Consider the following 12,882-nt stretch of genomic DNA (forward strand, 5'->3'; position numbering starts at 1 on the left):
ACGAGGTCGGATGATGCGTACGCGTCCGCTGAAGGTGGCGCTGCTGGGCTGTGGAGTGGTCGGCTCAGAGGTGGCGCGCATCATGACGACGCACGCCGACGACCTCGCCGCGCGCATCGGCGCGCCGGTCGAGCTCGCCGGTGTCGCCGTGCGCCGGCCCTCCAAGGTGCGCGAGGGAATCGACCCCGCGCTGATCACCACCGATGCGACAGCCCTGGTCAAACGGGGCGACATCGACGTCGTCGTCGAGGTCATCGGGGGCATCGAGCCCGCCCGCACGCTCATCACCACCGCCTTCGAACACGGCGCGAGCGTCGTCTCCGCCAACAAGGCGCTGCTGGCCGAGGACGGCGCCGCGCTGCACGCCGCCGCCGAGCAGCACGGCCGGGACCTCTACTACGAGGCCGCCGTGGCCGGTGCCATCCCGCTCGTACGGCCGCTGCGCGAGTCCCTCGCGGGTGACAAGGTCAACCGGGTCCTCGGCATCGTGAACGGCACGACCAACTTCATCCTCGACAAGATGGACACGAGCGGAGCCGGGTACTCCGAGGCGCTCGACGAGGCCACCGCCCTCGGATACGCCGAGGCCGACCCGACCGCCGACGTGGAGGGCTTCGACGCCGCCGCCAAGGCCGCCATCCTGGCCGGCATCGCCTTCCACACCCGGGTGAAGATCGGCGATGTGCACCGCGAGGGCATCACCGAGGTCACCGCCGCCGACATCGCGTCCGCCCGCCGCATGGGCTGCACCGTCAAGCTCCTCGCCATCTGCGAGCGCGCCGCCGACGGGCAGTCGGTCACCGCCCGGGTGCACCCGGCGATGATCCCGCTGAGCCACCCGCTCGCCTCCGTCCGCGAGGCGTACAACGCGGTCTTCGTCGAGGCGGAGGCGGCCGGACAGCTCATGTTCTACGGCCCCGGCGCCGGTGGCTCGCCGACCGCGTCCGCGGTCCTCGGCGACCTGGTCGCGGTCTGCCGCAACAAACTCAACGAGGCCACCGGCCCCGGTGAGTCCGCGTACACGCGCCTGCCGGTCAGCCCCATGGGCGACGTCGTCACGCGGTACCACATCAGTCTCGACGTGGCCGACAAGCCTGGCGTACTCGCCCAGGTCGCGACGGTCTTCGCCGAACAGGGCGTATCGATCGATACCGTCCGCCAGCAGGGAAGAAATCCGGGCAGCGGCGACGAAGTCGCCATCGAGCAGAGTGGCGGCGGGCGACGGGTGGGCGGCGAGGCATCTCTCGTCGTCGTCACCCACCGCGCGTCCGACGCCGCCCTCTCGGCGACCGTCGAGGCGCTGCGCAAGCTCGACACCGTGCGCGGTGTCGCCAGCATCATGCGTGTTGAAGGGGAGTAAGGACCCATGACCAGCAAGGGCACCCACCAGTGGCGCGGCATCATCGAGGAGTACCGGGACCGCCTTCCGGTCACGAGCACGACGCCGGTCGTCACGCTTCGTGAGGGCGGTACGCCGCTCGTACCCGCCCAGGTCCTCTCTGAGCGCACGGGCTGCGAGGTCCACCTCAAGGTCGAGGGCGCCAACCCCACCGGGTCCTTCAAGGACCGCGGCATGACGATGGCCATCACCCGGGCCAAGGAGGAGGGTGCGAAGGCCGTCATCTGCGCCTCCACCGGCAACACCTCCGCCTCCGCCGCCGCGTACGCGGTGCGCGCCGGCATGGTCTGCGCCGTCCTCGTGCCGCAGGGCAAGATCGCGCTCGGCAAGATGGGCCAGGCGCTGGTGCACGGCGCCAGGATCCTCCAGGTCGACGGCAACTTCGACGACTGCCTGACGCTGGCCCGCTCGCTCTCGGACAACTACCCGGTGGCACTGGTCAATTCGGTCAACCCGGTCCGTATCGAGGGCCAGAAGACCGCCGCGTTCGAGATCGTCGACGCGCTCGGCGACGCCCCGGACATCCATGTCCTCCCGGTCGGCAACGCGGGCAACATCACCGCGTACTGGAAGGGCTACAAGGAGTACGCGGGGGACAACATGTCCACGCACACCCCGCGCATGTGGGGCTTCCAGGCCTCCGGCTCCGCGCCCATCGTCCGCGGCGAGATCGTCAAGGACCCGTCGACCATCGCCACCGCGATCCGGATCGGCAACCCGGCCTCCTGGCAGTACGCGCTGGACGCCCGGGACGAATCGGGCGGTTTCATCGATGAGGTGACGGACCGCCAGATCCTGGCCGCCTACCGGCTGTTGGCCTCCCAGGAGGGCGTCTTCGTCGAGCCCGCGTCGGCCGCCTCCGTCGCCGGCCTGCTGAAGGCTGCCGAAGAGGGCAAGGTCGACCGCGGCCAGAAGATCGTCTGCACGGTCACCGGCAACGGCCTGAAGGACCCCGACTGGGCCGTCGCCGGCGCACCGCAGCCGGTCACGGTCCCCGTCGACGCGGCCACCGCCGCCGAGAAGCTGGGCCTCGTCTAAGGGCTCTCGCCCGGACCTCCCCGGGCCCGGGGAACCGCGTTCCCCCGTCGGCAAGAAACCAGCTCAACCGCCCCTTTTCGGGGCGGAGAGCGCATAGGAGGCGTGCGACACGCATCGTGCGCCTCCTGTGCGCCCTATGTCGCGACAGAACCTTCCTTCGATAAGCTGTACTCAACCCGCCCCGCCGCATCTGCCGCGGTGCATGGGCCGTTGTGGCCGTCGGGTTCCCCGGAACACCACTCCCCGCCGCCACGACCTTCCCGCCGCCACGAAAGCGCTTCACCACCCCCCGCTGCCTCACAAGGAGAGTCCTCCAACCGATGGCCGGTCCCGCCTTCCGAGCCGCCGCCGTCCGGGTGCGCGTCCCCGCGACCAGCGCCAACCTGGGCCCGGGTTTCGACGCCTTCGGCCTGTCGCTGGGGCTGTACGACGACGTCGTCGTCCGCGTCGCCGACTCCGGACTGCACATCGACATCGCGGGTGAGGGTGCGGACACGCTGCCCCGCGACGAGCGCCACCTCCTCGTACGCTCCCTGCGCACGGCCTTCGACCTGCTCGGCGGTCAGCCCCGGGGCCTGGAGATCGTCTGCGCCAACCGCATCCCGCACGGACGCGGCCTCGGCTCCTCCTCCGCCGCCATCTGCGCCGGAATCGTCGCCGCCCGCGCCGTGACGACCGGTGGTGACGCCCGGCTCGACGAAGCGGCGCTGCTGGAACTCGCCACCGAGATCGAGGGCCACCCCGACAATGTCGCGGCCTGTCTGCTCGGCGGATTCACCCTCGCGTGGATGGACGGCGGGTCGGCGCGCGCGATCAGGATGGATCCCGCAGAATCCATCGTTCCGGTGGTTTTCGTACCCGGCAAGCCGGTCCTCACCGAGACCGCCCGCGGACTGCTCCCGCGTACGGTCCCGCATGTCGACGCCGCCTTCAACGCCGGCCGTGCCGCACTCCTCGTCGAGGCCCTGACCAGGCGCCCCGAGCTGCTGCTCACCGCCACCGAGGACCGGCTGCACCAGGAGTACCGCGCCCCGGCGATGCCGCAGAGCGTGGAACTTGTCAACCGACTGCGCGCGGACGGCGTCCCCGCGGTCATCTCCGGTGCCGGGCCGACCGTGCTCGCACTGGCCGAGGACGGTGCGGCCGACAAGGTCGCACAGCTGGCGGGCGAGGGATGGGCGGCCAACCGCCTCACTCTCGACGCCCCGGGCGCGAGTGTGCTGCCGCTCGCCCCGTAGCCGAGAAGTGATTGCCGGTGAGTGAGAGGGGGAATGTTTGTTGGAGCCGGTAGTGTTAACCTCAAGTCTGCAACCGACGTCTATGTGGCGCGTTGCTTCGTGTCCCTTTCCGGGACCACCAATTCTTCCGGGAGCCTCCCCAACTGCCTGAGCAGCCTGCCTGAGCAGTTTCGTGCACGCTCCGGAACCGGCACGACACCCCTCGCTTGTCCAGGAGTGGGCCGAGCAGGGGGATGCTCGCGCCGGGCCCTTGCACACCTTCATCTCTCCGCCGTACCCGGCGGACCACCGCCCCGGCACGGTCCGCAAGAAAAGACCGCAGTCGGACAGCACAACCGGTCGCCGAGCCAGAAGGCCGACGTCCGCTCCAGGGAAGGACCCTTCGTGAGCGACACCACCGATCTGATGGGCGTGACTGCCGACAAGAGCGTCGACAGCGCCGCGCCCGCCGAAGGTGCTGCCACTGGCACCACCGCACGGCGCCGCCGCTCCGGCACCGGCCTTGACGGCATGGTCCTGGCCGAGCTGCAGCAGGTCGCGTCCGGCCTCGGCATCAAGGGCACTGCGCGGATGCGCAAGGGCCAGCTGATCGAGGTCATCAAGGAGGCGCAGGCCGGTAGCTCCGCTGCGCCCAAGGCCGCCGCGCCCGCCGCGGCGTCCGAGACCAAGCCGAAGCGCCGCGCCACCTCCAAGACGCGCACCGGGGACGAGCCCGCGGCCGCCGCGCCCGCCGAGAAGGCCGCGGCCCAGCAGCAGATCGACATCCCCGGCCAGCCGGCCAGCGACGACCAGCCCGCGGGCGAGCGCCGTCGGCGCCGTGCGACCGCGCAGGCGGGCAGCCCGGAGACCAAGGCGGAGGGCAAGGCGGAGGGCAAGGCCGCCGAGGCCAAGGCGGACACGCAGGCCGAGCCCAAGGGCGACGACCGCGCCGACGCCAAGGCCGAAGCCGCCGCGGACACGGCCGAGGGCCGCCGCGGCGACCGTCAGGACCGCGGTCAGCGCGGCGACCGGGGCGACCGCCAGGAGCGGGGCGAGCGCGGCGAGCGCCGTGACCGCCAGCGCGACCGCAGGGGCAAGGGCGACGAGCAGGGCGGTGGCCAGGGCCAGCAGGGCGGCCAGCGTCAGCAGCGCCAGGGCCAGCAGCAGAGCGGCGGCCCGCAGGACGACGGGTACGACGACGAGGCGGGCGGCCGTCGCGGTCGTCGTGGCCGCTACCGCGACCGTCGTGGCCGCCGTGGCCGCGAGGACTTCGCCAGTGAGGTCCCCGTCTCCGACGACGACGTCCTGATCCCCGTCGCGGGCATCCTGGACATCCTCGACAACTACGCGTTCATCCGGACCTCCGGTTACCTGCCGGGCCCGAACGACGTGTACGTCTCGCTCGCCCAGGTCCGCAAGAACGGCCTGCGCAAGGGTGACCACGTCACCGGTGCGGTGCGCCAGCCCAAGGACGGCGAGCGCCGGGAGAAGTTCAACGCCCTGGTCCGCCTCGACTCGGTGAACGGCATGGCGCCCGAAACCGGCCGTGGCCGCCCGGAGTTCCAGAAGCTGACCCCGCTCTACCCGCAGGACCGGCTCCGCCTGGAGACCGACTCCAACGTCCTGACGACGCGGATCATCGATCTGGTCGCCCCGATCGGCAAGGGCCAGCGAGGCCTGATCGTGGCCCCGCCGAAGACCGGCAAGACCATGATCCTGCAGGCGATCGCCAACGCGATCACCGTCAACAGCCCCGAGTGCCACCTGATGGTCGTCCTGGTCGACGAGCGTCCGGAAGAGGTCACCGACATGCAGCGGTCGGTGAAGGGCGAGGTCATCTCCTCGACCTTCGACCGTCCCGCCGAGGACCACACCACCGTTGCCGAGCTGGCCATCGAGCGCGCCAAGCGTCTCGTCGAGCTGGGTCACGACGTGGTCGTCCTGCTGGACTCCATCACCCGCCTGGGGCGCGCGTACAACCTCGCGGCCCCCGCCTCCGGCCGCATTCTGTCCGGTGGTGTCGACTCGACCGCGCTGTACCCGCCGAAGCGCTTCTTCGGTGCCGCGCGCAACATCGAGGACGGCGGTTCGCTGACCATCCTGGCCACCGCGCTCGTCGAGACCGGCTCGCGCATGGACGAGGTGATCTTCGAGGAGTTCAAGGGCACCGGCAACATGGAGCTCAAGCTCGACCGGAAGCTCTCGGACAAGCGCATCTTCCCGGCGGTGGACGTCGACGCGTCCAGCACCCGCAAGGAGGAAATCCTGCTGGGCAGCGACGAGTTGGCGATCGTCTGGAAGCTGCGCCGGGTGCTGCACGCGCTCGACCAGCAGCAGGCGATCGAGCTCCTCCTGGACCGGATGAAGAAGACCCAGTCCAACGCGGAGTTCCTGCTCCAGATCCAGAAGACGACGCCGGCCCCGGGCAACGGCAACGACTGACGTCGTACCGGATCGGCTGAACCACAGGGCCGCCCCCGTCACTTCGGTGACGGGGGCGGCCCTGTGTCGTGGGCCGCGCGGAATGTGACGCAGGCGACTCGGTCCCCGTAGCCGTTCCGAGACCTTTGCCACATGCCGGACCCGCCACGGGCGCCGCAGTGATGGCTGTATCGGACAAGAAACCGCAGGTGAGCGCGGTATCACCGGCTGTTCATCAATGCCGGGTGTCCGTTTCGTCCTCACGCGGAAACAACAGGTGGCTGTGCAACCCTTCTTCGAGCCACGGCGTCGTACGCAGTACCGACAAGTCGACGTTCCCGTGCCCGAACACCGCTGCTGGGGTAGCCGGGGACAGCTGACGACCGAAGGAGACCCATGACCGAGCAGAACGGGAGCGGGGGCCGAATACGCCCCACCGGCAAGCGCCGGAAGAAGCCCTCCCGTCGCCGCAGGGCGAAGGCGATCATCGCCTGGAGCCTGGCCGGTGTCGTGGTCGTCGGCGGTGCCGGACTGGGATACGCCTACTTCAAGCTCAACGGCAATCTCAAGGCCGTCGACATCAACGCCGCGCTCGGCAAGGACCGCCCCGACAACGTCGACAACGGCTCCCAGGACATCCTCGTGCTCGGCTCGGACTCCCGGTCCGGCGCGAACTCCGAGTACGGTGCCGACGAGGGCACGGCCCGCTCCGACACCGCGATGGTCGTGCACATCAACAAGGGCCACAAGACTGCCTCCGTCGTCTCCATCCCGCGCGACACCCTCATCACCCGCCCCGACTGCACCAGCGACACGACCGGGCAGACCGTCGCCGGCCTGCAGCGCGCGATGTTCAACACGGCGTACGAGGTCGGCGGACCGGCCTGCGCGGTCAAGACCGTCGAGTCCATGTCCGGCATCCGCATGGACCACTACCTCGAAGTCGACTTCACCGGCTTCAAGAAGCTCATCGACGAGCTGGGCGGCGTCGAGATCACCACCACCGCGGCGATCGACGACCCCAAGAGCCATCTGAAGCTCGAACCCGGCACCCACACCCTCGACGGAGAGCAGTCGCTGGGCCTGGTCCGTACCCGCAAGAGCGTCGGCGACGGCAGCGACCTCGGCCGCATCCAGCTCCAGCAGGCATTCATGAAGGCGCTGATGGAACAGGCCAAGAGCGTCGGGGTGTTCTCGAACCCGAAGACCCTGTTCGACCTCGCGGACACGGCCACCAAGATCATCACCACCGACTCCGACCTGGGCTCGGTCCCGGAGCTCACCGCCTTCGCGAACGGCCTCAAGGGGCTCGACTCGAAGGACGTCCACATGGTCACGCTGCCCGTGGAGTACGACCCGGCCGACCCGAACCGCGTCATACCGCTGGAGGAGTCCGCGCAGCAGGTCTGGTCCGCGCTCGCGCAGGACAAGGCCATCCCCGCCTCCGCCACCGAGAAGTCGGCGGGCGACAAGGGCACCGCGGGCAGTGTCGTGCGGTGACCGGGCGGGCCGGGAATAGTTGCGGCCCGCCCCCGGTTTTGGGAGATACGGCCGGTCCTGGCAGACTGGTACGTCGGCCCCGGTTCACGGACGCGCAATCCGCGCGTACGACCCGGCGCCCTCCCGAACCTAGGAGAAACCCTTGAAGCGCGACATCCACCCCGAGTACGTCGAGACGCAGGTCAGCTGCACCTGTGGCGCGTCGTTCACGACCCGGAGCACCATCGGCGGCGGCACCATCCGCGCCGACGTCTGCTCCGAGTGCCACCCGTTCTACACGGGCAAGCAGAAGATCCTCGACACCGGTGGCCGCGTGGCCCGCTTCGAGGCCCGCTTCGGCAAGGCTGCCGGCTCCGCCAGCAAGTAGCGAGCCACTGCGCCGGTTCCTGGCGCCCTCTTCCGGGGGCGTCGGGACCGGCGTTTTTTCCGGCCGGGGGTACGCGGCCCCGTTCCGTATCCCCGCCCGGCCGGCATCACGCCGTCCAGCAGGCACGTATGAGTGAAGAAACCAGGAGCCCGAAGATGTTCGAGGCGGTCGAGGAACTGATCGGCGAACAGACCGATCTCGAGAAGAAGCTCGCGGACCCGGCGGTCCACGCCGACCAGGCCAACGCGCGCAAGCTCAACAAGCGCTACGCCGAGCTGACCCCGATCGTCGCGACGTACCGCTCCTGGAAGCAGACCGGCGACGACATCGAGACGGCCCGCGAGTTCGCCGCCGACGACCCCGACTTCGCCGCCGAGGTCAAGGAGCTGGAGAAGCAGCGCGAAGAGCTCACCGAGAAGCTCCGCCTCCTCCTGGTCCCGCGCGACCCCAGCGACGACAAGGACGTGCTCCTGGAGATCAAGGCGGGCGCGGGCGGCGACGAGTCCGCCCTGTTCGCCGGCGATCTGCTGCGCATGTACCTGCGCTACGCCGAGCGCGTCGGCTGGAAGACCGAGATCATCGACTCCACCGAGTCCGAGCTCGGCGGCTACAAGGACGTCCAGGTCGCCGTGAAGACCAAGGGCGGCAACGGGGCCACCGAGCCCGGCCAGGGCGTGTGGGCCCGGATGAAGTACGAGGGCGGGGTACACCGCGTGCAGCGGGTGCCGTCCACCGAGTCGCAGGGCCGCATCCACACCTCCGCCGCCGGTGTGCTCGTCACGCCCGAGGCCGAGGAGGTCGACGTCGAGATCCACGCCAACGATCTCCGTATCGACGTCTACCGCTCCTCGGGCCCCGGCGGCCAGTCCGTCAACACCACGGACTCGGCGGTCCGCATCACCCATCTGCCGACCGGTGTCGTCGCCTCCTGCCAGAACGAGAAGAGCCAGCTCCAGAACAAGGAGCAGGCCATGCGTATCCTGCGTTCGCGACTGCTCGCGGCCGCCCAGGAAGCCGCCGAGCAGGAGGCTTCGGACGTACGCCGCAGCCAGGTGCGTACGGTCGACCGTTCCGAGAAGATCCGTACGTACAACTTCCCGGAAAACCGGATCTCGGACCACCGCGTCGGCTTCAAGGCGTACAACTTGGACCAGGTGCTCGACGGCGACCTGGATTCCGTGATCCAGGCGTGTGTCGACGCCGACTCCGCCGCCAAGCTCGCCGCTGCGTGAGCAAAGCCCGCCCCACCCGTAAACCGTACGGAGAACCGCGATGAACCTGCTGCTCGCCGAGGTGGCCCAGGCCACCCAGCGGCTGGCCGACGCCGGTGTGCCCTCGCCGCGATTCGACGCGGAGGAACTCGCCGCATTCGTGCACGGCGTCAAGCGGGGCGAGCTGCACCGGGTGCCGGACGCGGACTTCGATGCCCGTTACTGGGAGGCCATCGCCCGCCGCGAGGCCCGCGAACCGCTCCAGCACATCACCGGCCGCGCCTTCTTCCGCTACCTGGAGCTCCAGGTCGGACCCGGTGTCTTCGTCCCCCGCCCGGAGACCGAATCGGTCGTCGGCTGGGCGATAGACGCCGTGCGCGCGATGGACGTCGTCGAACCGACCGTCGTCGACCTGTGCAGCGGATCGGGCGCCATCGCCCTGGCCATGGCCCAGGAGGTGCCGCGCTCGCGCGTGCACGCGGTCGAGCTCTCCGACGACGCCATCGAGTGGACCAGGAAGAACGCCGACGGCTCCAGGGTCACCGTCCACCAGGGAGACGCGCTGACCGCCCTCCCCGAGCTGGACGGCCAGGTCGACCTGGTCATCTCCAACCCGCCGTACATCCCGCTCACCGAATGGGAGTACGTGGCACCCGAGGCCCGCGACCACGACCCGGAGATGGCCCTCTTCTCCGGCGAGGACGGCCTCGACACCATCCGCGGCATCGAACGCACCGCACACCGCCTGCTGCGCCCCGGCGGCCTCGTCGTCATCGAGCACGCCGACACCCAGGGCGGCCAGGTGCCGTGGATCTTCACCGAGGAGCGCGGCTGGGCGGACGCGGCCGACCACCCCGACCTGAACAACCGGCCCCGGTTCGCCACGGCCCGCAAGGCCATGCCGTGAGCGGCGGCCAGCACCCGCACGACCCGTACCCGCGACACCCGTACACGCTTGAGGAGGCCGGCTGATGGCACGGCGATACGACTGCAACGACGCGACCGACCGTACGACGGGTCTGCGTGAGGCCGCGTCGGCCGTCCGCCGCGGCGAACTGGTCGTGCTGCCCACCGACACCGTGTACGGCATCGGTGCGGACGCCTTCAGTTCCGAGGGCGTCGCCGATCTGCTGGACGCCAAGGGCCGCGGCCGCAACATGCCGACCCCCGTCCTGATCGGCTCCCCGAACACCCTGCACGGCCTGGTCACCGACTTCTCCGAGCAGGCCTGGGAGCTCGTCGACGCCTTCTGGCCCGGCGCCCTCACGCTCGTCGCCAAGCACCAGCCGTCGCTCCAGTGGGACCTCGGGGACACCCGCGGCACCGTCGCCATCCGGATGCCGCTGCACCCCGTCGCCATCGAACTGCTCACGGAGGTCGGCCCGATGGCCGTCTCCAGCGCCAACCTCACCGGCCACCCCGCCCCAGAGGACTGCGACTCGGCCCAGGAGATGCTCGGCGACTCCGTCTCCGTCTACCTGGACGGCGGCCCGACGCCCGGCATCGTGCCCTCGTCGATCGTCGACGTGACCGGCAAGGTCCCCGTGCTGCTGCGTGCCGGCGCGCTCTCCGTCGAGGAGCTCCGCAAGGTGGTACCCGACCTCGAGGTGGCCAATTGACCGCCCCTGAGGGGCGTGGCATAGCGGGGCGGGCCGACTCTTTCCGCATCCTCCACGTCAGCACCGGCAACGTCTGCCGCTCACCGATCACCGAGCGGCTGACCCGCCATGCCCTGGTGGACCGCCTCGGCGATCCGCTCGGCGGCGGACTGATCGTGGAGAGCGCGGGCACCTGGGGCCATGAAGGCGCCCCCATGGAGGCCAACGCCGAGACCGTCCTCGCCGACTTCGGCGCCGACACCAACGGCTTCGTCGGCCGGGAACTGCTCGACGAGCACGTGATCCGCGCCGACCTGGTGCTCACCGCCACCCGCGACCACCGCGCGCAGGTGATCTCGATGGGTCACTCGGCCGGCCTGCGCACCTTCACCCTCAAGGAATTCACCCGGCTGGTCCGGGCGATAGACCCCGCCACGCTGCCCGACCCGCGGGACGAGGGCGTCGTCGAGCGCGCCCGCGCACTGGTCCGCGCCGCGGCCGCGCTGCGCGGCTGGCTGCTGGCCCCCACCGCCGAGGCGGACGAGGTGTACGACCCGTACGGCGCCCCGATCACGTTCTTCCGTTCGGTCGGCGACGAGATCAACCAGGCCCTCGACCCGGTCGTCACGGCGCTGACAGGCGTACCCGCACCGCACTGACGGGCGTGCCTGCAACATCGCGTCCGCGCCACTCTGACGGGCGTACGCACCGTCCGGGCAGGGGAGGGCCCAACGGGTGCACGACGGCGCCGCACAGCAGGCAGGAGGCCCGTCGCGGGCCTACATTGGACCTGACGCCAGCGCACCCCTCCCCAGGTCCGGAGCCCATCGATGCCGGTCACCACTCCAGCCGCACCGCCCTCCGCCCCCGGGACCGCCCTGCCGCAGGACTTCGACGCCCTGCTCCGGGAGGATCCGGAGATCGCCGCCGTGCTGCTGGGGGAGCTGCACCGCCAGTCCAGCACCCTGCAGCTGACCGCCGCCGAGAACTTCACCTCGCCCGCGGTCCTCGCCGCCCTCGGCTCACCGCTCGCCAACAAGTACGCCGAGGGCTATCCCGGCGCCCGCCACCACGGCGGCTGCGAGCAGGCCGACGCCGCCGAACGCATCGCCTGCCGCCGCGCCACCTCGCTCTTCGGCGCCGAGCACGCCAACGTCCAGGCGCACTCCGGCTCCTCCGCGGTCCTGGCCGCGTACGCCGCCCTGCTCCGCCCCGGGGACACGGTGCTCGCGATGGGGCTCCCGTACGGCGGACATCTCACCCATGGTTCGCCCGCCAACTTCTCCGGCCGCTGGTTCGAGTTCGTCGGCTACGGGGTGGACTCCGAGAGCGGTCTGATCGACTACGAGCAGGTGCGCGCCCTGGCCCGTGCCCACCGCCCCAAGGCGATCGTGAGCGGCTCGATCTCGTACCCCCGTCACCCCGATTACGAGCTGTTCCGGGAGATCGCCGACGAGGTGGGCGCGTATCTCATCGCCGATTCCGCGCACCCGATGGGGCTGATCGCCGGGGGAGCGGCACCGAACCCGGTGCCGTACGCCGATGTGGTCTGCGCGACCACGCACAAGGTGCTGCGCGGGCCGCGCGGCGGAATGATCCTGTGCGGTGCGGAGCTGGCGGAGCGGATCGACCGGGCGGTCTTCCCGTTCACCCAGGGCGGTGCGCAGATGCACACGGTCGCCGCGAAGGCCGTCGCGTTCGGGGAGGCGTCCACCCCGGCGTTCACGACGTACGCGCACCGGGTGGTGGCCCATGCCCGGGTGCTGGTGGCCGGTCTGGAGGCGGAGGGCTTCGAGGTCACCACGGGCGGCACGGACACCCACCTGATCGTCGCGGACCCGGCCCCGTTGGGCGTCGACGGACGGACGGCCCGCACCCGGCTGGCGGAGGCGGGCCTGGTGCTGGACACCTGCGCGCTGCCGTACGGGGACGCCCGGGGCATCAGGCTCGGCACCGCGGCCGTCACCACCCAGGGCATGGACGACACCGACATGGCCCGGCTCGCGGTGCTCTTCGGGACGGCGGTGCGTGAGGACGGCGACATCCGCGCGGAAGTGCGGGAACTGGCGGAGCGGTATCCGCCCTACCCGGGGTAGGCGTCCGGTGCGGAACCGAACGGCCTGCGCACTGT

General features: G+C 70.7%; 11 protein-coding genes. All 11 read left to right on the forward strand.

Going from position 1 to position 12,882, the window contains the following annotated elements; genetic code table 11:
• Positions 1-10 precede the first annotated feature (10 nt).
• The 11 genes from OG978_RS27885 (at position 11) to glyA (ending at position 12,847) form a co-directional block, all read left to right on the forward strand.
• Positions 11-1,360 carry a homoserine dehydrogenase gene (locus tag OG978_RS27885; protein ID WP_326767843.1) on the forward strand — a complete coding sequence of 450 codons (1,350 nt, stop codon included), beginning with the start codon at positions 11-13 and terminating at the stop codon, positions 1,358-1,360.
• 6 nt (positions 1,361-1,366) lie between these two features.
• Positions 1,367-2,437 carry a threonine synthase gene (gene thrC / locus OG978_RS27890; protein ID WP_326767844.1) on the forward strand — a complete coding sequence of 357 codons (1,071 nt, stop codon included), beginning with the start codon at positions 1,367-1,369 and terminating at the stop codon, positions 2,435-2,437.
• Between the two features lie 320 nt (positions 2,438-2,757).
• Entirely contained in the window at positions 2,758-3,675 is a 918-nt protein-coding gene (gene thrB, locus OG978_RS27895; RefSeq protein WP_326767845.1) for a homoserine kinase, read from the forward strand.
• A gap of 384 nt (positions 3,676-4,059) precedes the next feature.
• Entirely contained in the window at positions 4,060-6,096 is a 2,037-nt protein-coding gene (rho, locus tag OG978_RS27900; protein WP_326767846.1) for a transcription termination factor Rho, read from the forward strand.
• 375 nt (positions 6,097-6,471) lie between these two features.
• A complete protein-coding gene (locus OG978_RS27905; RefSeq protein WP_326767847.1) occupies positions 6,472-7,575 on the forward strand; it encodes an LCP family protein in 1,104 nt (367 codons plus the stop codon).
• A gap of 142 nt (positions 7,576-7,717) precedes the next feature.
• Complete coding sequence (gene rpmE / locus OG978_RS27910; RefSeq protein WP_326767848.1) at positions 7,718-7,942, forward strand: 50S ribosomal protein L31; 225 nt, start codon at positions 7,718-7,720, stop codon at positions 7,940-7,942.
• A 155-nt stretch (positions 7,943-8,097) separates the two neighbouring features.
• A complete protein-coding gene (prfA, locus tag OG978_RS27915) occupies positions 8,098-9,174 on the forward strand; it encodes a peptide chain release factor 1 (protein ID WP_326770186.1) in 1,077 nt (358 codons plus the stop codon).
• Positions 9,175-9,214: 40 nt separating this feature from the next.
• Complete coding sequence (gene prmC, locus OG978_RS27920; RefSeq protein ID WP_326767849.1) at positions 9,215-10,060, forward strand: peptide chain release factor N(5)-glutamine methyltransferase; 846 nt, start codon at positions 9,215-9,217, stop codon at positions 10,058-10,060.
• Positions 10,061-10,124: 64 nt separating this feature from the next.
• Positions 10,125-10,772 (forward strand): L-threonylcarbamoyladenylate synthase, encoded by a 648-nt coding sequence (locus tag OG978_RS27925; RefSeq protein ID WP_326767850.1) that lies wholly within the window; start codon positions 10,125-10,127, stop codon positions 10,770-10,772.
• Entirely contained in the window at positions 10,769-11,410 is a 642-nt protein-coding gene (locus OG978_RS27930; protein ID WP_326767851.1) for an arsenate reductase/protein-tyrosine-phosphatase family protein, read from the forward strand. The genes OG978_RS27925 and OG978_RS27930 overlap by 4 nt, the downstream gene beginning before the upstream one ends.
• A 171-nt stretch (positions 11,411-11,581) precedes the next feature.
• Positions 11,582-12,847: a serine hydroxymethyltransferase gene (gene glyA, locus OG978_RS27935; RefSeq protein WP_326767852.1), complete on the forward strand. Its 1,266-nt coding sequence runs from the start codon at positions 11,582-11,584 to the stop codon at positions 12,845-12,847.
• The last annotated feature ends 35 nt before the right edge of the window (positions 12,848-12,882 follow it).

Origin of the sequence: Streptomyces sp. NBC_01591, assembly GCF_035918155.1 — a bacterium.
In the GTDB taxonomy this organism is placed as follows: Bacteria; Actinomycetota; Actinomycetes; order Streptomycetales; family Streptomycetaceae; genus Streptomyces.

What these genes read in the sequence shown, in the direction of transcription:
- OG978_RS27885 (WP_326767843.1), top strand. Translation starts at nt 11, where the DNA reads ATGATGCGTACGCGTCCGCTGAAGGTGGCGCTGCTGGGCTGTGGAGTG.
- glyA (WP_326767852.1), top strand. Translation starts at nt 11,582, where the DNA reads ATGCCGGTCACCACTCCAGCCGCACCGCCCTCCGCCCCCGGGACCGCC.
- thrB (WP_326767845.1), top strand. Translation starts at nt 2,758, where the DNA reads ATGGCCGGTCCCGCCTTCCGAGCCGCCGCCGTCCGGGTGCGCGTCCCC.
- OG978_RS27905 (WP_326767847.1), top strand. Translation starts at nt 6,472, where the DNA reads ATGACCGAGCAGAACGGGAGCGGGGGCCGAATACGCCCCACCGGCAAG.
- OG978_RS27925 (WP_326767850.1), top strand. Translation starts at nt 10,125, where the DNA reads ATGGCACGGCGATACGACTGCAACGACGCGACCGACCGTACGACGGGT.
- thrC (WP_326767844.1), top strand. Translation starts at nt 1,367, where the DNA reads ATGACCAGCAAGGGCACCCACCAGTGGCGCGGCATCATCGAGGAGTAC.
- prmC (WP_326767849.1), top strand. Translation starts at nt 9,215, where the DNA reads ATGAACCTGCTGCTCGCCGAGGTGGCCCAGGCCACCCAGCGGCTGGCC.
- prfA (WP_326770186.1), top strand. Translation starts at nt 8,098, where the DNA reads ATGTTCGAGGCGGTCGAGGAACTGATCGGCGAACAGACCGATCTCGAG.